This window comes from Armatimonadota bacterium (genome assembly GCA_016223145.1).
Lineage (GTDB): Bacteria > Armatimonadota > Fimbriimonadia > Fimbriimonadales > Fimbriimonadaceae > Nitrosymbiomonas.
Genome location: JACRPN010000023.1, coordinates 1 through 21,377, shown reverse-complemented (window position 1 = coordinate 21,377; position 21,377 = coordinate 1). Strand labels below are relative to the sequence as shown.

Annotated in this window: 17 protein-coding genes, 1 tRNA gene and 1 pseudogene; 11 read left to right on the top strand and 8 right to left on the bottom strand. The window is 62.3% G+C overall.

From position 1 onward, the window contains the following. Window positions 1-5 precede the first annotated feature (5 nt). Window positions 6-1,079 (top strand): mannose-1-phosphate guanylyltransferase, encoded by a 1,074-nt coding sequence (locus tag HZC36_16815; protein MBI5708647.1) that lies wholly within the window; start codon window positions 6-8, stop codon window positions 1,077-1,079. Here the strand turns inward: HZC36_16815 and HZC36_16810 are convergent. Beyond that, a complete protein-coding gene (locus HZC36_16810) occupies window positions 1,076-1,651 on the bottom strand; it encodes a peptidylprolyl isomerase (GenBank protein ID MBI5708646.1) in 576 nt (191 codons plus the stop codon). The two genes, HZC36_16815 and HZC36_16810, sit on opposite strands and share 4 nt — an antisense overlap. A 242-nt stretch (window positions 1,652-1,893) precedes the next feature. On the opposite strand from HZC36_16810, the gene trpB reads away from it, so the two are divergent. Together trpB and HZC36_16800 are read left to right on the top strand one after the other, a co-directional pair. Then, window positions 1,894-3,075, top strand: a complete 1,182-nt coding sequence (gene trpB, locus HZC36_16805) for a tryptophan synthase subunit beta (protein ID MBI5708645.1) — start codon at window positions 1,894-1,896, stop codon at window positions 3,073-3,075. Window positions 3,076-3,241: 166 nt separating this feature from the next. Further along, a complete protein-coding gene (locus tag HZC36_16800) occupies window positions 3,242-4,330 on the top strand; it encodes a hypothetical protein (protein MBI5708644.1) in 1,089 nt (362 codons plus the stop codon). A 21-nt stretch (window positions 4,331-4,351) separates the two neighbouring features. Here the strand turns inward: HZC36_16800 and HZC36_16795 are convergent. Then, window positions 4,352-4,564: pseudogene (locus tag HZC36_16795) on the bottom strand (type II toxin-antitoxin system HicB family antitoxin). Window positions 4,565-4,601: 37 nt separating this feature from the next. Continuing rightward, window positions 4,602-5,723, bottom strand: a complete 1,122-nt coding sequence (gene ispH, locus HZC36_16790) for a 4-hydroxy-3-methylbut-2-enyl diphosphate reductase (protein MBI5708643.1) — start codon at window positions 5,721-5,723, stop codon at window positions 4,602-4,604. Between the two features lie 394 nt (window positions 5,724-6,117). On the opposite strand from ispH, the gene purF reads away from it, so the two are divergent. From purF to HZC36_16770, 4 genes are all read left to right on the top strand, one after another. After that, complete coding sequence (gene purF / locus HZC36_16785; protein MBI5708642.1) at window positions 6,118-7,593, top strand: amidophosphoribosyltransferase; 1,476 nt, start codon at window positions 6,118-6,120, stop codon at window positions 7,591-7,593. A 4-nt stretch (window positions 7,594-7,597) separates the two neighbouring features. Next, window positions 7,598-10,312, top strand: a complete 2,715-nt coding sequence (locus tag HZC36_16780) for a HEAT repeat domain-containing protein (GenBank protein ID MBI5708641.1) — start codon at window positions 7,598-7,600, stop codon at window positions 10,310-10,312. Between the two features lie 473 nt (window positions 10,313-10,785). Further along, window positions 10,786-11,670 carry a hypothetical protein gene (locus HZC36_16775; GenBank protein ID MBI5708640.1) on the top strand — a complete coding sequence of 295 codons (885 nt, stop codon included), beginning with the start codon at window positions 10,786-10,788 and terminating at the stop codon, window positions 11,668-11,670. Between the two features lie 26 nt (window positions 11,671-11,696). After that, complete coding sequence (locus HZC36_16770) at window positions 11,697-12,749, top strand: hypothetical protein (protein ID MBI5708639.1); 1,053 nt, start codon at window positions 11,697-11,699, stop codon at window positions 12,747-12,749. Window positions 12,750-13,004: 255 nt separating this feature from the next. Here the strand turns inward: HZC36_16770 and HZC36_16765 are convergent, their stop codons facing one another. Further along, on the bottom strand, window positions 13,005-13,655 hold the full coding sequence (locus HZC36_16765) for a PEP-CTERM sorting domain-containing protein (GenBank protein ID MBI5708638.1): 651 nt from the start codon (window positions 13,653-13,655) through the stop codon (window positions 13,005-13,007). A 252-nt stretch (window positions 13,656-13,907) separates the two neighbouring features. Here HZC36_16765 and HZC36_16760 point away from each other — a divergent pair, with 252 nt between their 5' ends. Then, a complete protein-coding gene (locus HZC36_16760; protein ID MBI5708637.1) occupies window positions 13,908-14,927 on the top strand; it encodes an aspartate-semialdehyde dehydrogenase in 1,020 nt (339 codons plus the stop codon). 213 nt (window positions 14,928-15,140) lie between these two features. On the opposite strand, the gene HZC36_16755 is transcribed toward HZC36_16760, so the two are convergent. The 4 genes from HZC36_16755 to HZC36_16740 form a co-directional block, all read right to left on the bottom strand. After that, window positions 15,141-15,216 (bottom strand) — tRNA-Arg (locus tag HZC36_16755). Between the two features lie 98 nt (window positions 15,217-15,314). Beyond that, window positions 15,315-15,917, bottom strand: coding sequence for a PEP-CTERM sorting domain-containing protein (locus tag HZC36_16750; protein ID MBI5708636.1), 603 nt, complete (start codon window positions 15,915-15,917; stop codon window positions 15,315-15,317). Window positions 15,918-16,180: 263 nt separating this feature from the next. Beyond that, window positions 16,181-16,906, bottom strand: a complete 726-nt coding sequence (locus HZC36_16745) for a PEP-CTERM sorting domain-containing protein (protein MBI5708635.1) — start codon at window positions 16,904-16,906, stop codon at window positions 16,181-16,183. Window positions 16,907-17,224: 318 nt separating this feature from the next. Then, entirely contained in the window at window positions 17,225-17,965 is a 741-nt protein-coding gene (locus tag HZC36_16740) for a PEP-CTERM sorting domain-containing protein (GenBank protein ID MBI5708634.1), read from the bottom strand. A gap of 257 nt (window positions 17,966-18,222) precedes the next feature. Here HZC36_16740 and HZC36_16735 point away from each other — a divergent pair, with 257 nt between their 5' ends. The 3 genes from HZC36_16735 to HZC36_16725 form a co-directional block, all read left to right on the top strand. After that, entirely contained in the window at window positions 18,223-18,993 is a 771-nt protein-coding gene (locus HZC36_16735) for a hypothetical protein (GenBank protein MBI5708633.1), read from the top strand. 66 nt (window positions 18,994-19,059) lie between these two features. Then, window positions 19,060-20,502, top strand: a complete 1,443-nt coding sequence (locus tag HZC36_16730; protein ID MBI5708632.1) for a Gfo/Idh/MocA family oxidoreductase — start codon at window positions 19,060-19,062, stop codon at window positions 20,500-20,502. Window positions 20,503-20,613: 111 nt separating this feature from the next. After that, window positions 20,614-21,377 (top strand): hypothetical protein (locus HZC36_16725; GenBank protein ID MBI5708631.1); only part of this gene is annotated, 764 nt, incomplete at its 3' end.

Genomic DNA, 21,377 nt, shown 5'->3' with positions numbered 1-21,377 from the left:
CGGCAATGGCACGACTTGCAGCGATCATGGCCGGCGGCTCGGGCGAGAGGTTCTGGCCAGCCTCCCGGGCCTCGATGCCCAAACAACTCCTGAACCTCGGCGATCCGAACCGGTCGCTGCTTCAGGAGGCAGTGGCGAGGGTTGAGCCTCTCGTTGGCAAGGGAAATGTGTCCGTACTCATCGGCAAGCCGATCGAGGCGACGGTCCGGGCTTCCGGCGTGGTCCCCGAGGCCAACGTGATCGTGGAACCTGCGAAGCGTAACACGCTCGGGTGCCTCTGCTGGCATGCGGCGCACCTTCTGGCTGAGGGACGGGCCGACGCAACGCTCGCGATCCTGACGGCCGACCACAAGATCGCTCCGGAAGAGGCGTTCTGCGCCTCGCTTGCCACAGCGTTCGAGGCCGCCGAAGCCACCGGAAGCCTGGTGACGCTCGGCATCAGGCCGACCCGGCCCGAGACCGGATACGGGTACATCGAAGTCGCCGACGGGAGTTCTCCGAGCGGCGTAGCGTATCCGGTGGCGGCGTTTCGGGAAAAGCCCGACTTGGCAACCGCCGAAACCTACGTGGCCGGGGGAAAGCACTTTTGGAACTCGGGGATGTTTGTGTGGACGCTTGCGGCGTTCTTGCGCGAACTGGAGGCCGTTCAGCCGGATGCCTTTGCCAAGACCCATCGCATCGCCGAATACCTTGCTTTGGGCAGCCCTGCGGAAGCGGCGGACGTCTTCGAGCAGCTTCCCAGCATCTCGATTGACTTCGCGCTGATGGAGCATGCCAAGAAGGTCATGGTCGTGCCCGCGTCCTTCACTTGGGATGACGTGGGCTCATGGGACGCGCTGACCCGCACCCTGCCCAACGACGCGAGCGGCAACGCCATCGTGGGCGATGCCCTGATCGCGGATTCGAACGACTGCATCGTCTACAACGGCGCCTCGGACCAGGTGGTGGGGCTGGTGGGGTGCGAAGGGCTGGTGGTTTCTGTGATGGGCGATGCCGTGCTGGTGTGCCCCAAGGACCGGGCGCAAGAGGTCAGGAAGTTGGTGGAGGCGCTCAAGGCGAAAGGGGATCCGCGGGTCTAGCTTCTCTCTTGCCCAACGATCACGCGGGCCGAGGTCACCACGTCGCCCTTCTGGACACGCCCAAGGACGTCCATCCCGGCCACGACCTTGCCGAAGACCGTGTACTTGCCATCGAGAAACTTGGCAGGAGCGAGCATGATATAGAACTGGCTGTCGCCGGAGTTCCGCTCCCCCTGAACGGTGGCGAGGCCGACCGCGCCCGTGTCGTGAGAAAGGCCGGAGTTCTCAAACGCGACCTTCGATCCGCTGCCTCCCGTGCCCATTTTGGGGTCGTCGAGCTTGGAGGGGTCCTTGCTGAGCGGATCGCCGAGTCGAACCAGGTAGGGCCTGGGTGTTCGGATCGCTTCGTGGAAGCGCTGCCCGTCGTAGAATCCCCGTCGCGCTAGCGAGAGAATGTGCTCGGTGGTCTTGGGCGCTTCTTTGGTCTGCATGCGGATCATAATCGTGCCCCGGCCCTCGACAGAGAGTTGCAGCAGCACCTCGCCAGGCTGAGCCTGATAGGCCTGCGGCACGGCGGCGAGAACGCCGATCAGCGTCCAAGCCACAACCAAGAGGAATCTCACAACTCTCATGCTAACAGAGTTTAGACGTCTCAAGGCCAAGATCGGGTCCCTGGACCTTGCCCGACGCGAGGGGAGATGAGCGAAAGGTGAAGGGCGAAGTGGTTCCTGCAGTAACGCTTCGCACCTGAATACTTGAGAACCTGCAGACCTCTGAATTCTGACCTCGGACCTCAGACCTCGGACCTCGGACCCCAGCTCCCGAACCCCAGACCCCGAATCCTACACCCCGCCCCCAAGTAGAATAGGCTCCGATGCCTCAACGACCCGATGCCAAGGGGCGGTTTGGCGCCTATGGCGGGCGCTACGTCCCCGAGACCCTGATTCCCGCCCTCGACGAACTGGCCACGGCCTTCGACGAGGCCTGGGCATCGGAGGAGTTTCGTGCCGAGTTCAATGGGCTGCTGAAGGACTATGTAGGTAGGCCCACCCCGGTCACCGAGGCCACTCGCCTATCTGAGGACACCGGTCTGCACGTCTCGATCAAGCGGGAGGACCTCTGTCACACGGGCGCGCACAAAATCAACAACGCGATCGGACAGTGTCTGCTCGCTCGGCGCATGGGCAAGAAACGGATCATCGCCGAGACCGGCGCGGGCCAGCACGGCGTGGCCACGGCCACCATCTGCGCGCTCTTTGGTCTGGAGTGCGAGGTGTACATGGGGGTCGAGGACTGCAAGAGGCAGGAGCTCAACGTCTTTCGCATGAAGCTCCTCGGGGCCAAAGTAAACCCAGTCTCCAGCGGCACCAAGACGCTCAAGGACGCCCTCAATGAGGCGCTCAGGGATTGGGTCGCCAACGTACGCGACACCCACTATGTGATCGGCAGCGTGGCCGGCCCGCACCCCTATCCCTATATGGTCCGGGAGTTTCAGTCGGTGATCGGGATCGAGGCCCGGGCGCAGTATCTGGAGCGGCACGGCCGGCTCCCCGACGTCGGCATCGCGTGTGTGGGAGGAGGATCCAACGCGGCGGGTTTCTTTGCCGGTTTCGTGGACGATCCCCAAGTCCGGCTAGTAGGTGTCGAAGCGGCGGGCCGCGGTCTGGAGACCCCCGATCACGCCGCCCCTTTGAGCGCAGGATCGCCGGGGGTGCTCCATGGCGCTTATAGCTATGTCATGCAGGATGACGATGGACAAATCCTGCCTACGCATTCGGTGTCTGCGGGTCTGGATTATCCGGGGGTCGGCCCCGAGCACTCCGCGATGAAGGACTCGGGGCGCGTGGACTATGTCGCGGCGACCGACGACGAGGCACTGTCGGCGTTTCAATGGCTCGCCAGGCGCGAGGGGCTCATCGCCGCGTTCGAGAGCGCGCACGCGTTCGCGATGCTAAGGCGGCCGGGGCTCTTTGAGCCTGGCACGCGGGTGCTGGTCAACATGTCCGGCCGAGGCGACAAAGACATGGAATCCGCCTCCCGGATTCTGGCTCTATAGCCCCCAGCCTCTGTAGCCCGGGCGTCTCGCCAGGGTTGCCTCGCCACGGCCTTGTCCTCTCGTCCCCAGGCGTCTCGTCGGTGGTTCACCGACACCGCCTCGTAACCTCCATTTTCGCAACGTTCACAACGCTCGTCCCCTCGCCCGCATCTTCCATAATCAGCGCATGAACCGAAAGCTCCTGTTGCCTTGGCTTGCCGCCCTCGCTCTGATCGCCGCCGGCTGCTCCGGCGGCGCCGCAGAGAATTCACCCTCATCTGAGGCAACCCCTAAGGACCAGGCCGGCGGCTCGGCACAGAAGCCCGACGAACCCGCCTCAGCTTCGCCGGGAACCGACCCCGACACGCCCGTCTCCAGCGACGGAACCTCCCAGGCGACTTCAGCAGAGCCCAAGATCAACGGGACCTCACCCAACCTCGGGGCGGAGCCCGCCGGCACAGAGCCCCCATCATCGGGAGAGTCCGAAAAGCCTGCCGCTGCCGGCTCGATCGAAGGGAAGTGGTACGGGGCTTTGAGCCCAACCGAAGGGAGCCAGATGAGCCAGAACGCTCAGCAGATGGCCGTCGTGGCGCAATCCATGATCAACACCCTGGAACTGCAAAAGGGCGGCAAATTCAAGATGGAATTGACCGGTGTCGCGGCTGAAGGCGACTACACCCTGAAAGGCAACACGCTAACGCTCCAGACGCGAAAGGTCATGGGCCGCTCCATCGACGAGGCCGCCAAAGCGGGCAACGCGGCATTTGTCGCACAGTTCAAGGAGCCGATGGTGGGCGCCATGCGCGGAAGCGCGCTGTTCTTTCCCGGCAAGAAGGAGCGGCCTGACGAAATGGACATCACCTTCGTGAGAAACGCGCCTCCCGGTGTGGAAGTCGGCAAGCGAAGCGTGACGGCGGCCGAATCCAAGGTCGTCGGTTCGTGGCTCTATGATGGCGACTATCAGCCCCCAACCGCGGGCATGACCGAGGCGCAGAAGAAGGGCCAGGCGATGATGCGACAGATGATGGGCAACTTCAGGCTCAACCTCAGAGAAGACAACACCTTTATCATGACGATGATGATCCAGTTCAGAGGCTCCTGGAAGATCGAGGGAGACACGATCCAGCTCAAGCCGAAGGAGCCGAAGGCGATTTTGGACGCCATGCCTGAGGGCCAGAAACCACAGATCAAAGCGAGGCTGACCGGCGGCGGCAAGAAGCTGCTCTTGCTTCACGAGAAAACGGGCGAGATCACCGGCGCGCTGAAGCGGGGCTAGGCGTCCAGGTTTGCCGCGAACTCATCGACGGTGATGCCGGCTGACCGTCTCAGGAAGGCCCATTTCTCTTCGGGTTTGCAGACAGAGCGCGATGGCATCCTTGATATTCTCCAGCGCTTCCTCTTCAGTCTTTCCCTGACTTACGCATCCAGGGAGAGACGGGCATTCGACTACCCACCAACCATCTTCTCAGGGGTAAAGCTCTATGTCGAACAGCTTCTCCATAGTGTCCATTATGGCCCCCTGTCCCCGGATTTCCAAGCGAACTCTGTTAGGTCTTTTGCGCCAACTGAATCAACTCTCTAGGCGGCAAGAACCGGACGTCCTCGCGAACGGTTTCGAGAATCTCGACGGTGGGCCGTGTTGGGGTTGTGCGTGGACCCGCTTCCCCCTCACCCGGTTCGCTACGCTCACCGGCCCCTCCCCAAAGGGGCGAGGCTAAGGCAGTGCCTCCTTGTCCCTCCGTCCCTCCGTCCCTTGGTCTCTCTTCTTCCTGACCTCGGACCTCAGACCGCAGACCTCCTCCTTGTCCCTCCGTCCCTGGCTCCCTGATCAGCTCGCCGATCACATCTTCCACCAGATGCTCCGGGGTGCTTGCGCCCGAGGAGATTCCCACGACCGGGTAGTTCGTCCGCCATTGCGGCCGGATGTCTGAGGGCGACATGATCAGGTGGGCTTCCGCCCCCAGGGACTCAGCGACTTCTCGAAGTCGGTTGGAGTTCGACGAGGTTTGACTTCCGACTACAAGCACCAATTGGCAGTGCTTCGCAAGTTCGCGGACCGCGGCCTGTCGGTTGGTGGTCGCATAGCAGATGTCCTCCTTCGCGGGGGTTTCCAGATGCGGGAAGCGCCGTTTGAGCACATCGAGCGTGCGCTGGACCTCGTCGACGCTCAGGGTCGTCTGCGTGAGCACCGCCAGCTTCTCGTGATAGGGCAAGTCGAGCTTCTCGGCGTCTTCGGGACTATCCACCAGTACCATACGCCCAGGCGCCTCGCCCATGGTGCCTTCAGCCTCCACGTGTCCCGCGTGGCCGATGTAGATCATGAAGTAACCTTTGTCGGCGTAGCGCTTGGCCTCGTTGTGAACCTTGGTGACCAGCGGGCAAGTCGCGTCGATGACCAACAGGCCCCGATTTTTGGCTTGCTCCCGGACAGCCGGACTCACGCCGTGAGCACTGAAAACAGCGGGCATGCCTGTCGGGACGTCATCTACGTCCTCGACGAATACGACGCCGCGATCTTCAAAGCTACGAACCACCCACTCGTTGTGTACGATGGCATGGCGAACGTAAATGGGGGGGCCGTGGATTTTGAGCGCCAGGTCGACCACCTCGATGGCATAGGCCACTCCAGCGCAAAAGCCTCGGGGTGCAGCAAGCAGGATCCGGTCCACGGGGTTATTCTACGTGAGGATGGGGCGGAGCATTGTGGGGAACAGAATGTACAAGAGCCCGACGGGAGGCGTGCCCATGGCTACAGGGGCAGCCAATATCTGGTCCCCTTTCCCGTCCCTGTTCTTCTCAACGCTCCGAGGTCTGCCAGTTCCACACCATGAGCGATAGATCGGCGCTATATCGCTCATCCTCGCGCCCGTCTCCCCTGCCGTCTTTGGGCGTTCGATCTCCATCATTCCCCTACGGGCACTCGAAGAACGATGATTGACGGAGGTCTCATCGAACGTGATATCCCCACTCGTCAGCTGGCATCCGCATTCCTCTCACCCCAAACCCCACACCTCAAGGCCCACACTCTTCATCCTCTGCCGCCCGCCCGGGTACCCTCCGACAGTGGAGCACCACCACCTGGACCGGCCGAAGGAAGAGTGCGGCGTCATTGGACTTTTCACGCCCAACCAAGAGGCCGCCCGCACCGCCTTCTTCGCGCTATTCGCCCTCCAGCACCGGGGCCAGGAATCCGCGGGGATCGCCGTCAGCGACGGCGACAAGGTGCGGATGCACCGCGACATGGGCCTCGTCGGGCACGTGTTCAACGAAGAAGTGCTGCAGACCCTCAAGGGCCAGATGGCGGTAGGCCACACGCGCTACAGCACCTCGGGATCCAGCGTGTTGCGAAACGCCCAGCCCATCTTTTGCGAGAGCCTCGTCGGCGACATCGCCGTTGCGCACAACGGAAATCTGATCAACGCTCTCAAGCTGCGCACCGAGATGGAAGCCGAGGGCGAGGTCTTCGATACCACGAGCGACAGCGAGGTTATCGCCCGATTACTGGTCCGGAATATGCACCTTGGACCGGAGAACGCGGTGTCTGCCACGATGGCCCGCATTCGGGGCGCCTACAGCGTGACCGTACTCACCCCAACGATGGTCATCGGCTTTCGCGACCCCTGGGGCGTGCGCCCGTTGGTGGCGGGACGAGTTGGGGATGGGTGGCTGCTGGCCAGCGAGACCTGCGCCTTCGGCCCCGTGGTCGGCGTCCCAGAGCGGGAGCTTGAACCGGGTGAAATGGCGATCATTGACAAAGATGGCTTGCGCTACGCGCAGGGACGCCCCGGAATGCGCCCCGCCATGTGCCTCTTCGAGTTCATTTACTTCGCGCGCCCAGATAGTCAAATGTACGGCACGCTGCTCTACTCGGCGCGCGAGCGGATGGGTGAAGCCCTGGCCCGAGAGCACCCCGTGGAGGCCGACATCGTTGTGCCCGTGCCCGATAGCGGCATCCCTGCGGCGCTAGGCTACAGCCGGGTGAGCGGCATCCCGTTTCGCGAAGGGATGACCAAGAGCCGCTACATCCACCGGACCTTCATCCAGCCCAACCAGCAGATGCGCGAGATCGGCGTGAGGATGAAGCTGACGCCGCTCGTCGAGCATATCGCGGGGCAGCGCGTGGTGCTGGTGGACGATTCGATTGTGCGGGCGACCACCACCACACAGATCGTCAAGCTCATGCGCGATGCGGGCGCCAAGGAGGTGCACGTGCGGATCACGGCGCCACCGATCAAGCACCCCTGCTTCTATGGCATTGACATGGCCTCGCGCGGGGAACTCGCCGCGGCAAAATGGACCATCGAGGAGATCCGCCAGAAGCTCGGCGCCGATACGCTAGGATACCTATCCATTGCGGGAGCGGTCGAGTCGGTCGGCAAGAGCGCCGACCACTTTTGTTTGGCGTGCTTCAACGGCGATTATCCGATCGAAGTACCCCAGGATGTAAAGAAGTTCGCCTTCGAGCAGCCGCCCGACGTGGGGCAGCTTGCCGCCGTCACCCGGGGCCAGGGCAGGCTGCTCGATGTGGACGAGGAGTGATCCTTTGAAGTTCGCGAAAGCGCTGCTCTCACTGATGCTGGCCGCCTGCGCCGGGTTGGCGTTGTCCCAGATTTTGCAATCGGAAACCAAAGCTCTGGCGGACACGCTCTTCCTCGGCAACATGAAGCTCTCCGACCTGGAGTGGGAGCGAAAGGCGTTCTCAGACGCCTATCGGCTGCCGATCACCGACCTTTGCCTGGACAAGCCCGTCGAAGCGGCAAGCAAGCTGACGGGGATCCACGCTCGGGCTGGCCGAAGTGTGTTCGATTTGCTGAGTCTCTGCCGGACAGAGCTGCTTGCCGACACCGCCGGAGACGCTTCGAGCGCGGCGGGATTGCCGGACATCAAGATACCGTTGGCGATCCCGGAGGCGTTCCACGAGGCGATGCGCGGGCTCGTGGCCGCAGTCTATCGGGCCAGCTCGGAGACGAAAGCATCACTAGGCAAACTAACGGGTGAGGAGAAGCGAGCGCTGCTCGAGGGTCTTCCGAGATTTGCTACGCCTGAGTTCGAGGTGGAGTTCTCCAAAGTCAAAACCGCCGATCAGGCCAAACTGCTAGAGCTGCTAGCGAAAGTGGATCTCTCGAGGATCCGAATGGCGGCGCAGCGGCTGGCGTTCGACATTTCCGGACCCGCCAAGGCGCTCGCCGACATCGCCAAGCGAAGGACGTTTCGCGGGCAGATCGAGTTTGTGGCCGGCAACGTGCCCGTGGAGTTCTCCGGCGTTGAATCCAACGAGCACTCGGGCAGGGCCGCGCAGCTTGCGGTGGACCTCGGCGGTAACGACCGCTACACGGGGCGCTACGGCGCCGGCCCAGGATACGCCTCAGTGCTGCTCGATCTTGGTGGAGACGATGTGTACGACGTGCCAGACCTAAGTATCGGCGCGGGGGTTACCGGCATCGGCATCGCCATGGACTTCGGCGGCAAAGACGTCTTCCGAGGCAAGTCGCTGTGCTTCGGCGCAGGGCTCGCGGGGGTCGGGGTGTTCCTCAAGGAGGGCGGCGACGATTTCTATGCGTGCCAGTCGATGGGCCAGGGCTACGCCCAATTCGGAATCGGTGTGTGTGTGGACACGGCAGGCATAGACCACTATCAAGCCGCGATGAACGCTCAGGGAGCAGCGAGTACCCAAGGGGTCGGCTGGCTAATCGATCTCGCCGGTGACGACACCTATCGGGCCGGCGGCGTGATTCTCAACTCGCCGCTCTTCGCCGACATCCACTACTCCAATGCCCAAGGCTTCGGCACCGGCTACCGCGAGGACACGGGCGGCTTGAGCGGAGGGGTCGGGTTGTTGACCGATCTCTCGGGTGATGACGCCTACATCGGCGAGACCTACTGCCAGGCGGCGAGCTACTGGTTTGGTCTCGGCAGCCTCTTCGACGCCAAGGGCCACGACACCTACCGCGCCTACCACTATTCGCAGGCCAGCGCGATGCACCTCTGCGGAGCGTTCCTGTTCGACCTCGCGGGCGACGACAGCTACGCGGTGACCTGGGGCGCCTGCCACGCCATCGGGCATGACTACGGGGTGGCGTTCTTTCTGGACCGAGCAGGCGACGATCTATATGCTTCAAGGGATGCCAGCCCCGGAACGGGAAACGCGAACGGCTTGGGGGTCTTTATCGACGGGGCGGGCCAGGACCGGTACATCGGGCCACCTGCCACCGGAAACCCCGCGAGGGGGACCGGGTCGCTCGGCGTGTTTGTCGATATGAACGGGCCGGACAAGTTCATGGACGGTCTGGCGGATGGGGCGGGGCGGGTTTCAACTCAATGGGCCGTCGCACTCGACCAAGAGTCGAGCCTTGCCGGAACCGAGACGGCTATTCCTCCCGCTCAAAGGCCGAAGCCAATACCCGGGTCCAAGCCGATGCCCTCGATGGAGGCGCTCGCCGAACTGTATCGGCGAGCCACGCAATGGGCCGTGGGCACCGCGCAGCAAGACGCCGCCGAAGCCGTAGATTCCCTCATCGAGATCGGTGTCCCGGCGATGCGCTGGATCGCGGACAACAAGCTCGCCAACGCAAGCCGTTTGGAGCAGAGCGCGTATGCGCTGATTGCCAATGGCATTGGGCCCGAAGGGCGCGCGGTCCTCGCGGAAAAGGTGGGGGCCGGGGAGAGGGCGGTGGTCATTCCCGCACTTGGCGCCTGCATTGATGGCACCATCAAGGAGGCCGCGGCTTACCTACCCAAAGCGCTGCAGAACCCAGAAACAGCCCGGCTGGCTTCGCGAGCTTCGGGCCTGCTTGGTGGCAAGGAACTCTGCAACGATCTGATGCTGCTCACTACGTCGAAGGACCGCTTGACGGCTTTGGCGGCGATGGTGTCGCTTGGGCAGATCGGCGATCCAAGCGCGCTTGGAACTGCTTCTGCATTCCTCTTCGACCTCTCACTCCCGATGCGAAAGGCGGCGATGGCTGTGATGGCTAAGCTGCCAGAGCAGTCGGTGATCACGGCGAGGTCGCTGGCGGAGGACCCTGAGGAGGTCAGAGCCCGAACGGGGATCGAGATGCTCGGGTTGATAGGTACGCCAGAGGCACTGACGTTCGTGGGAATGAGGTTGGAGGACCCCCGTGCGGGGGTTCGGGCGCAGGCGCTCTTGGCGCTGGACGGCCGGTGCCCGGCGGAGTTCCGAGTAGCGTTTCTGAAGCTTCGGGAGGATCCGAACCCGCTGGTACGAGCGTTGGCGCTCAGGGCCGATGTGGGGCGGTAGTATTGCCCCTCCCTTGGTTTTGCGAAGCTAAACTGAGGGAGGGGTTGGGGTGGGAGACTCCGGAAAGGCTGAGGGCAATCACTCCAGGGGATTCCACGTGAAGGAGCCAACGGGCAAGACTGCCAAAGTGCGCCAACGGGGTCGCCGGTCATGCCGGAGCCACCCCCCCTCGGCCGGCTCGGACGGAGACTCGCCCTCCAGGGCCAGGCAAGGATGCCTGCGCTCCATGGTGCGCCGAAGATCGGCGCACTCCTTTGCCTTTCACTCCGCGCGGGTCCTGGTTGTCGCGCAAGAGTGCAGCGTCTCTCGAGCATCATTAGGAGCAGGCAATTCCTCGATGCGGCTTGGGCATGAATGCCCTGCGCACAAGGCGCGCTGAAGCCCGCCCTCCTTCCTTCGCTTTTCGCTCTTCGCCTTTCGCCCCACGCACAGTTGAAACTCCAAACCTCTCCAACACGTTTCCCTAATAAGCCATGAAGGCATTTCTCGCTATTCCTGTGATCGCTTCCGTCCTATTTGCCGTGGCGGGGTGCTCCGGCCAGACGGTCATCAATCCTCCCGACAAGCAGGTCCAGGCCACCCTTTCCGCCGGCACCAAGGTGCCGCTGGTGCTGTTGACCGACCTTCGCGCGGGAACGGCCGACGTGGGTGCGAAGGTCGCGCTCGTCGTTTCGGAAGACATCAAGGACTCCCAAGGCAGAGTGCTCGTGCCGAGGGGGACTCTGGCCGAAGGCGAAGTGGCCGAGTCGCGAAGCGAAGGCATGCTTTCGGCAGCGATGAACCGGCCCGCGCGGCTTGCCGTTCGGTTCTTCACGATCAAGCCCGAGGGCCAAAACGCGATTGCCATCACGGCCGCACCCAAGTCGGAAGGCGACGAGGTCTTCCGCTTCACGAGCGAGAACTCCGTCCCCGGGCGGCTGGAGGCCGAAGTCAAGAACCTTGTCGATGGTACACAACGGGCAACGGTCGAGGACCTGAACCAAGCGCTGGAGCAGTTTCTCTCGGCTGGAAACGCGGAGAATCTTCGCGGCGGCGCCGAGACCGAGAGGGCCCTTAGGCAGCTGCTGGATGCGACCGACCTCAAGAGCGCCAAGAAATACCTTTCGGAAGACGGTAAGTCCAGTCTCGACGACCTTGGAAAGCTCTTGGCTTCGGCCCGTAGCGGATCGATAACCGCCCTTTCCACCGGCGACATCGCCCTTGCGCTGAACGCCCTCAAGGAGCTTGGTGAATTGGCGGGATCGATCGAACAGGGGCTAAAGGGCGCCTTCCGAGGCCATACCATCCACGCGCAGGTGGGCACTGGGGTCACAGCCTATGTGGCCCGCGATGCACAAGTTACTGTTCGAATCCCCTAGGTGCTGCGTCTAAACCCATAGACGCCATGATCCTAGCGGCCCTACCCCTCGCCGTCGCCCTCTTTGCCGGGTTGCAGCAGCCCCAAGAGCCTCCCAAGGAGCCCAAATGGGAGCGTATGCGCGTGGGGACGTCCCCTTTGAGCATGGAGGTGCCCTTCCCGATGGTTCAAGCCGAGGATGACGCAGGGCTGAGCGTTTACACCCGCAACCAGGACGCCAAGTCCTGGAAGCTGAAGTTCGGGTCGTTCGAGATGGTGCTGCAGGTGTTTCCCAAGGCGACCGGTGGCTACTTCGACCCGTTCCGCGCGCTCGCAAGCGCCGAGGCGCTCTCCAAAAGCATCTATGGCTCGATGCTGAACGAGAACAACATGAGCAAGGCGAACTCCATGGAGGGTGGGGCGCAGGTGGTGGACCTGATGATCGCCATCTCCGACAGCGGCATGCCTCCCAAAAAGGTGGGCTATGGCTACTGGGCTGGTTGGGATGGCGAGTGGGGGTGCATGGCGCGCTACACATTTGAGGAAAAGGACCTCGACACCGCCCAGCGGATCGTCTCGAGCCGGAAGTTCATGGACTTGGCCTCGGGGTGGTACCGGTTCCAGACCGGTGCGCCTGGCCTTCGAATGATCGTTCCGTTTCCGCTGGGGGCGGGCGAGCCGACCAACATGCACAACGCGAACTGGTTTGACAACGAGACCACCTTTGCCGGGAGCCAAGACGGGCTAGTCCTTCGGGTGACGCAGATGGCCGTTCGCGAGGGCGTAAAGCTGGATCACACCTTGCTGGAAAAGGCGCTGAAGTGGCAATCGGAGGGTCAATCGAAGCTACCCGACGTGAGAAACGTGGCGATTAAGGTGGATCGGGCGCCGCTTGCAGGTCAAAGCGTGGTCCACGCGACGCTGACCTTTGAGTCGAAGGGCGCGAAGAAGGTGGCGACCTCCTATGCGGTTACGGTTGGAAGCGAGGTCTGGTTCTTCCTGGCGATCCGCTCGGAGGGCGACTCCAAGGCGGAAGAGGCGATGAAAAAGGTGTTCGACTCAGCGAAGGCGCTTGAGAAGGTGGAGCGAGAGGTGTTTTAGCCGGCGCTTCACCTTAACAGACCCGGAAGTCCCATAGAGTAGCCGCCGGTTCCGTGCCGGCGCACCTTAGGTGTTCGCCAGATGCGCAAAGCCGCCGGTTCCGTGCCGGCGCACTTTAGGTGTTCGCCAGATGCGCAAAGGAACGAACGCGCGGCACGGGCCCATCGAGCCGTGCAACGGAGAAGCGCGGCATCGAAAAGAATCGCCCCTTTGGCAGTTCTGCCAAAGGGGCGATTCGATTGGCATACGGAGAGACTAGCGTCTGCGTCGTCGCAAGAGCGCGGCCGCGCCGAGGCCAAGAACGGCCATCGTCGCGGGCTCAGGTACCGCGGAAACCGCAAACTCACCCATGGAAAGGTAAGGAACGCCTCCAAGGCTTGCGTTCGAGGGCGTGGGGTCTGCCGTGACCTCGAGCTTCACGTAGCGAGTCGCACGGACTCCGCCGGCAAGGGTGTGCACGTCAGGCAGATAGATGGTTTCGGGCCAGTCCGTTGCCGTGAAGCCGCCGCCACCCATAGCGTCGGAAAAATCCGAAAGGGTGGCTGTGGTCACGGTCACGCTGTCCAGTCCGGCGCTCTCTTCGTTCCAAAGAGCGACGCGGTCCACCATGTACACCGCGCCGAGATCATAGATCAGGGTGTCGGTGGTGGAGCCGTCATCCACCCACCACTCATAGCCAAAGAAGATATTGGTGTGGTACGGGCTGGAAGCGATGTAGGCATCGAAGTCGGTCACGCCGCTCGTATAGCCGGTGAACAAGCCACTCTGATCGATGGTGCGCTCGATTTCGCCGCCTGTATAGCTGGTGTGGGTGCTCGTAGCGGCGGTGGGCTGCACGATGACATAGGCTTGGGCAGCAGAAACGCAGGCCACCAGACCTGCGATGGCTGTAAATCTCATTTTCATTGGGGCATTCTCCAAAGCTCCACCGATGCGGCAAGCTAACTCCTCCATTTAAGACCCGGCAAGATCATCAGGGGAATAGCAAAATTGCCGGTTAACTTAAGAAGGTTGGCGTGGGCCAGACCAGTGCCCACTTCCACCCCGCCACCCTTCCCAACTCCCGTCCCTCTCCTCCGCCCTTCCACCCTTCCAAACTCCCACACTCCCCCTTCTCCGTCAGCACAGCAGAACCCCCATCTGGTATCTAATCACCCTATGTCCCGAACCTATCACGTTGCCGTTCTGGGCGCCACCGGCGCTGTAGGGCACGAGTTCGTCCGCCTGTTTGAAGAGCGAAACTTCCCGGTGGGCAGGCTCACGCTCCTGGCCAGCGAGCGATCCGCCGGAAAGGAGATTGCGTTCCGGGGCGAGAAAAACGTGGTTCAGGCCGTGAACGATGAGAGCTTTGCGGGCGTGGACTTTGGGTTCTTCAGCGCGGGTGCGGGACGCTCGAAACAGTACACGCCGATCGCCAGGGCTGCGGGCGCCACGGTCATCGACAACTCCAGCGCCTATCGGATGCTCCCCGAGGTGCCGCTGGTCGTTCCGGAGATCAACCAGGACGCGATGACCAGGGATGACACGCTGATCGCAGTGGCCAACTGCACCGCCATTATCCTCTGCATGGCGCTCTATCCCCTCATGAAGCTCGGCAAGATGGAGCGGGTCACCGTGAGCACCTATCAGAGCGCGAGCGGCGCGGGAGCGGCGGCCATGCGCGAGTTGGAGGACCAGACCCGCACCGTGCTCGCCGGCGGTCGGGCCGAGCCCAAGGTTATGCCACACCCGTACGCTTTCAACCTGTTCAGCCACAACACCGCCATCAACGAGCTCGGCTATAACGAGGAGGAGTGGAAGGTGATCCAGGAGACGCAAAAGATCCTGGGCGTGCCGGACTTGCGGCTGGGCGTGACCTGCGTACGGGTGCCGGTGCTTCGGGCGCACTGCGAATCGGTGACCGTGGAATTCGAGGGGGAGCCGCCGACGGTCGAGGCGATCCGCGCCGCGATGGCCGCGAGTCCGGGGGTGAAACTGGTGGACGACCGGGAGGGCAACCACTTCCCGATGCCCTCGGAGAGCAGTGGACAGGGCGACGTCCTGGTCGGGCGCATCCGGCGGGATATCTCGCACCCTAATGCGATCGCGTTGTTCATCTCCGGGGATCAGCTCCTGAAGGGCGCCGCGCTGAACGCGGTTCAAATTGCGGAGACGATCCTGGCGAAAGGCTATCGGTAGGAGGGCAACCGAACCCCAGATCGCGACGTCCCAACGGGGTCAGAAGAGAGTCGCCAAGGGTCGAGCGGCAGTCTACGGATCCCGATCTGTCGGGGCGCCACCCGTGGTGGGATGGACGCATCCCATGTCCAACCCATTTTCTGCCGTCAAGGCATAACCGATGCGTCTCGAATCATCTGTCACCCAAAAGCCCGCTATGGACAAGAGTGAAAATGGCGCGGCTGAAGGGATTCGAACCCCCGACTTTCTCCTCCGGAGGGAGACGCTCTATCCACTGAGCTACAGCCGCGCAGGGGTTTCAAGATACCTGTTTACGTCCCACCAAACGACGAAGCGGTCCTCGGAAATACCCAAGGACCGCTTCGCCAATGGTGCTCGGCAGATGTCTTATCGCTTGCGTCGGATCAGGCCGAGCGCCCCAAGACCGAGCACCGCAAGGGTGGCCGGTTCGGGCACCACGCCTTCGCCGCCGACGCGGATCTGGCGCACGTCTTCGGCATCCACATCCATGGCGAGCTCGGTCGAGGTGATGAACTCTCCGGCCGTGGTGCTGATGCTGAAGAAGTTATTGCCGTTGTCGTTCACGGAAAACGACTCGACGTGGTCTGCGCCGCCGGTGTGGTGCACCGTAAACGTGACCGTACCGTCATCTTCGGCATTGATGTTCCAGACCAGGGTCTTGTAGCCCCAACCGGCATCGTGCATGCTCATTTCGAGCTTGGTGAAGGATCCGTCGGAACCTTCCACGCGCGCCTGGCCGCCGTTACCGTGCAGGCTCTCGCCGGCATTGAAGAAGTCCACCCAGGTGGATGTCCCGTTGAGGACGCCGTTGATGGTCGTGCCATCAAGGGTCAAACTTCCGTCGTTGAACAACACGTTTTTGTCGGTGAAGGCTGAGTTGCCTGCGGCAATAAGGATGGCCCCATGGGCCGTTGCGAATCCGATTGCCCCAATCCCAACCAGCACACTTCTGATTGACCTCGTATTCATTTGTGCTCCTTTCCATCTATGAAGCAAGCGCAATGAGTGCCCCGCACTAGTGCTAGATGGCTAGGTAGTAATTGTCCGGGGAAGGGAAGATTGTGACGTGCTGGCCCTAGATTCCCGTCTAGCCCGCAATTTTGCGGGGACATTGGTACCTTCTTGGCCGATTGGGTCCCCCAAGAACGAATATGGCCCGCTGTCCCCAAGGGGGGCAACGGGCCACGTGTGGCCCTTGTAAGCAGCAAGGGCTACTTCGTTGCGAAGGCACCTTACTTGCGTCGCCGAATCAGGCCAAGCGCCCCAAGACCGAGCACCGCAAGGGTGGCCGGTTCCGGCACCGGGTCGTGCTCGATCACGGTCTGGCCGCCTGAGCCATAGGACACCTTCGCTCCCGAGATCTTGGCTTCGGTAAGGCCGCCGCTTACCGTGAACGTGAACGTCATCGAGTTCCTGGCATACAGGTTCGATCCGTTGCCCGCGCTGATGCCGGCAGTCGGGATCAGGCCATAGTTGTCGTTGGCGCCGGCGCTGCCCGTTCCACCATGGAACACGCGATCGAACGTTTCGGCATTCGTGTTGAAATCGAGCCAACCCGTGCAGCCGATCCCGAGGTCTCGGTTGACCGGCGCGCCCTTAGGGCCGTCAAACATCCACTCGTTGTTGAGCGGATTGCCCGATGCCGTGCTGCCGTCCTTCTTGCGGAGGCTCGATCCAGACGTGAGGGCCGCCTGGCCGTTTGAGAACGAGTAGACGCCATCGACGTCGAAGTAGATCGCATCCAAAACGTTAGCGCCGTCGCTTGCGGCCTCGGTAGCGGTGTTGGTGAGAACGACGGTCAAGGTCGAGCCGGAAACCGTGAACGTGGCTTCAGCGCTCAGGTTCTGGCCGTTTGTCCCGGAAACGCCGGTAAAGGTAAACGTGAGCGCATGGGCGCTGATCGCCGCAGTTGAAAGTGCGACAATCATAGCCAAGCGGCTGACAGAGTAATGGTTCATCAATTCTTCTCCTTTCACTAGCCGCTTCTGCGGCTCAAAGCACCCGTCTCAACCGGCTCCCGACTTGGGACCAAATCGAATCAACGCCCCGTTCCCAGGTTCGATGGGGTCCGGCTGAGCACACTCGGTAATTGTCAAACCCCGTTCCTCGCGTGACGCGCGCACGCGTAAGCCGGTACGTATGCCAGGTCTCAACCCGGTAATTGGTCCTCGGAGCCTGTTAGAAATACCGAAGTACCGAAATGGTGAAATGCAGCAAGAAAGGGGAGGCGGATTCCCTGCCGCCTCCCCTTTCGGTGAGAGCCTCCGAAGCCTCGACTATCGGCGGTTTCGCTTTCGACGAATCAGTCCCAGACCGCCGATGCCGAGCACGGCGAGCGTGGCGGGCTCAGGGACCGCTTGGAGCTGGGTCTCGCCGGCCGAGCCGTAAGAGACGGCGACGTTCCGAATGTCGCTCTCCTGGATCGGCTGGTTGACGTCGAAGGCGAAGGTCACGGAGTTGCGGCAATAGAGATTGGAGCCGTTGCCCGCCGAAATGCCCGCCGTCGGAACGATGCCGTAGGCGCTGTCGTTGTTGCCCGGATGATGCGAACCGCCGTGGAAGACCTGGTCGAAGCTCTCGCTCTCCTTGGCGAATCCACCAAAGCCCGAGGCGCCGATGCCATAGGAACGGGAGCCGATCGAGCCGGCGCCGGCGGGGGCGCTGTACATCCACTCCCAATTCAGGTTGCTGCCGCTCTGGTTCGCGTTGTTGTTCTTCTTAACCAGGTTCGAACCTGCGGTGAGCGTGGCGTTGCCGTTGGAGAGGGTCGGGGTGCCGTTGATGTTGAAATAGAGCGCGTCGAGCACGTTGCCACCGGCGTTGGCCGCGGAAAGGCCCGTGTTGGTGAGCACGACGGTCAAGTGGTTGCCCGAAACCGTGAACTTGGCTGTGGCGGATAGGGCCTGGCCGTTGATGCCCGAATTGCCGCTAAAGCTGAAGGTGACGGCGCCTGCCTGAGCCATAAGGGCGGTTGCGGCGGCGAGGACGAGGATTCGAGAAGTTCGTGCGTTGCTCATGGTTCACTCCCTTGACCGAGCGGGGCCTCCTGGCCATGTTGGGTGTTGCCTGGATGGCTTCACCTCGGTCTGTGTCAATGAGGTGAGCACATTGCGTGCCAAACAGGGCTGAGCAGAAAAAAGCGGGCTCGGATCCTGTCAATTTCGGCATCAAAGGGGGCCTGCTGCCGCGTCTGAAGGGTGTGAGGACCCTCTCCTGTCTATGTCTGGCAACGCTCGTCGGGGCCACCGCGTGGCCTCAAGCGATTACCCTTCGATTGAACCCACCTGCTGGCAAGAAAGCCGTTTACTCGGCGACAACGGCGATCCAGATGAAAGCCGGGGCCAATAGCGCCGGGCCCATGAATATGGACTCCACCCAGCGGATCACCATGACGTTAGAGGTCCTGTCGAAATCCGCGAAGGGCTTCAAGGTCAAGACAACGATCACGGACGTTTCGGTCTCAGCCCCGAAGGGCAGCATGATGGAGGGGATGGCGAAGGCGATCGAGGACACCACCAGGGGCTTCACCGTAACCGGACTCTACGATCCGCTAGGCAATAACGTTGGGAAGCTGGAGATGGGAGGAAAGGCGGCCGCCAACCCCTTGGCCAGCTCCATGTCGAATATGGGTGCGGGCTTTCTCGGGGTCGTCTTTCCGAGCGGCCCCGTTTCTCCCGGCAGCACCTGGAAGTCGTCGATCGACATGAAGGACATGATGGGAGCCGCGAGCTCCGGCGCAGCGACCATCAGCAAGGGCGGCCAAGTTCCGATCTCCTTCAAGCTTCTGAAGGTTGAGAAGCGAGGTGGGAAGACCCTGGCCCATATCCTTTACGCGATGAAAGGCAGCGCCGAAATGGGGGCTTCGTCCGGCGCAAAATCCGCCGCCACGAAGGTCACCCTCGTGATCGACGCCCAAGGGACCGTTGTGGTCGACGTCGCCACGGGATTTCCAGAGTCATCTGCCGCCAAGGGCAGAAATACGATTCGCGCCAACGGGATGGATGTCGTGCAAACGATGGACATCTCGATGAAGCTCAAGAAGTAGCCGCCTCTTCGATGGACCAACCGGCGGCAACACCATTGACCCCGAACCTGCGGTAACTTAGGCGCCATGAGCCAACGCATCAACCGACGCCAGTTCCTCGGCACCGCCGGAGCTGCTGCCCTATCCTCGTCAGCCCTGGCAAACTCCCTCGGACCTCGGGCCTCGGACTTCGGACCGGATTCAATCTCCTTCCCCGAGCCGACTCCTGCTCAGAACCAGAAGACCATGGCGGGCTATGCGGCTCCGAAACTGGACAAGGTGCGCGTCGGGTTCATTGGCGTGGGCGCGCGAGGCTCCGGCCACGTCGCCCAGATGCTGCAAATCGATGGCGTCGAAGTCAAGGCGATCGCCGACCTCTATCCCGATTGGGCCGAAAACAGCGCCAACCGGTGTGTAAAGGCAGGCCGCCCCAAGCCGACGATCTACGGCCCCGGCAAAGACAGCTATAAGGCGATGCTCGACCGCGACGACATCGACATCGCCATTATCTCGACGCCCTGGGAGGAGCACGCCCGCATGGCGGTGGATGCCATGAACCGGGGCAAGCACGCCTTCATCGAGGTGCCGGCCTGTGTGACGCTCGACGAGTGCTGGCAGCTTGTCGAGACCTCGGAAAAGACCCACAAGCACTGCATGATGATGGAAAACTGCTGCTACGGGCGAGAGGAACTCCTGGTCCTGCACATGGCGCGCCTAGGACTTTTTGGTGAGCTTTTGCATGGCGAAGCCGCCTATATCCATGATCTGCGCGGCCAAATGCACGAGATCGAGCGGGGCACCGGGAGCTGGAGAACTCCCCACTACATCAAGCGAAACGGCAACCTCTATGCGACGCACGGCTTGGGGCCGGTGTGCCAGTACATGGGCATCAACCGAGGCGACCGCATGGACTTCCTCAGCTCGGTCTCCTCGAACTCGCGGGTCCGCGCCCAATACGCCAAGGACAACTTCCCGCCGGACCACAAGTGGAATAAGGCCAAGTTCATCTGCGGAGACATCAATACTACGATCATACGCACGGTGATGGGCAAGACGATCATGGTGCAGTGGGATGAGCAGCTTCCGCGCCCCTACAACCGGCTGAACCTGCTCCAGGGTACGCGGGGAGTCTTCGGCGGCTACCCGAACCGCATGGTCATCGAGGCGCCCAAGGGCACCCAGGATGCGCAAAACCGGCTGCTGGCGACCAAGAGCGCCGACGGTTGGACCGAGGACGCAGAGCTTGGAAAGTGGTTCCAGAAATACGACCACCCGCTCTACACCAAGGTGAAGAACCTGCCCGGCAACCTCGGCGGCCATGGCGACATGGACTTCATCATGCTCTGGCGCATGGTCTACTGCCTGCGCAACGGTCTCCCGCTGGATCAGGACGTTTACGACGCGGCAGCCTGGTCGGCGATCTCGCCGCTCTCCGAGGTCTCAGTGGCCAGGCGGGGAAGGTCGGTGGATGTCCCCGACTTCACCCGAGGGGTCTGGAAGAACGTGCCGGAACTGGGGATTGTGGCGTAAGCAAAGCTAGGAGGCGATGACCATACGTTTGCGACACTACTTGCCCTGATAGGCTGCGGCTCAGGAGTCCTGGCTCAAGGACCCGACTATGTCGAACAGGCGCGGATGGCCTTGCCGAAGGGCCGAGAGATCGCGGCACTGGCCTGGGATCGTTCGGGCAAAACGCTCTACTACACCACAGACTCGTTTGAGGGTCCTTACAGGCCTCAACTCTGCTTCTGGCCCGATGACAGGGCTGTCGACCTGCCAAAAGACGAGGACTTCTTCCAACCGGAACGGATCAGGATCAGCCCCGATGGCGGGCGGCTGCTGATCTATCGGATCTATACGCAAATGGCCGTCGTGGTGGACCTTAAGGCGCGCCAGATCACAAAGCTCCCCGGCGCCTGCCAGGACGCCTGGTGGTCTGGCAATGACGCGGCCCGGATCCGGCCGCACACAGACAAAGAAGGCGGCTGGCTGGAAACTCAGTACATCCAGATTGGGACCCGCAAGCGCGAACTTCCTCGCTCCATGTCGTTCTCATGTGCAGACGAATCGGGGCGCGTGCTTCTGGCCAAGGGAAACAAGGGTGCGGAAGGGCCGATCGCCCTCTACACGCTGGACCCTGTCTCGCTCCGAGTCAGGCTCCTTCGGTGGCATCGCGGGCCGTTCTATGTCGAGCTCACGCGCCAAGACGGGCTCATCTGGAACCCGACGACCAAGGAGGCCGCCATCTCCTTGACGATTGACACGGGCGAATCTACTGCTGGGCTCTGGATCTCGCGTGACAAGGTCATCCGGTATTACGGTGGAGATGACGACCCCCGGATCGTAAGGCAACCCGTGTGGCTTGGCGAGAGACTGGCTGCGGGATTCAACCAGCCCGATTGGGA

Coding starts and splice junctions, on each gene's coding strand:
- HZC36_16815 (MBI5708647.1), top strand. CDS start 6: ATGGCACGACTTGCAGCGATCATGGCCGGCGGCTCGGGCGAGAGGTTC.
- HZC36_16810 (MBI5708646.1), bottom strand. CDS start 1,651: ATGAGAGTTGTGAGATTCCTCTTGGTTGTGGCTTGGACGCTGATCGGC.
- trpB (MBI5708645.1), top strand. CDS start 1,894: ATGCCTCAACGACCCGATGCCAAGGGGCGGTTTGGCGCCTATGGCGGG.
- HZC36_16800 (MBI5708644.1), top strand. CDS start 3,242: ATGAACCGAAAGCTCCTGTTGCCTTGGCTTGCCGCCCTCGCTCTGATC.
- HZC36_16775 (MBI5708640.1), top strand. CDS start 10,786: ATGAAGGCATTTCTCGCTATTCCTGTGATCGCTTCCGTCCTATTTGCC.
- HZC36_16770 (MBI5708639.1), top strand. CDS start 11,697: ATGATCCTAGCGGCCCTACCCCTCGCCGTCGCCCTCTTTGCCGGGTTG.
- HZC36_16765 (MBI5708638.1), bottom strand. CDS start 13,655: ATGAAAATGAGATTTACAGCCATCGCAGGTCTGGTGGCCTGCGTTTCT.
- HZC36_16760 (MBI5708637.1), top strand. CDS start 13,908: ATGTCCCGAACCTATCACGTTGCCGTTCTGGGCGCCACCGGCGCTGTA.
- HZC36_16750 (MBI5708636.1), bottom strand. CDS start 15,917: ATGAATACGAGGTCAATCAGAAGTGTGCTGGTTGGGATTGGGGCAATC.
- HZC36_16745 (MBI5708635.1), bottom strand. CDS start 16,906: ATGAACCATTACTCTGTCAGCCGCTTGGCTATGATTGTCGCACTTTCA.
- HZC36_16740 (MBI5708634.1), bottom strand. CDS start 17,965: ATGAGCAACGCACGAACTTCTCGAATCCTCGTCCTCGCCGCCGCAACC.
- HZC36_16730 (MBI5708632.1), top strand. CDS start 19,060: ATGAGCCAACGCATCAACCGACGCCAGTTCCTCGGCACCGCCGGAGCT.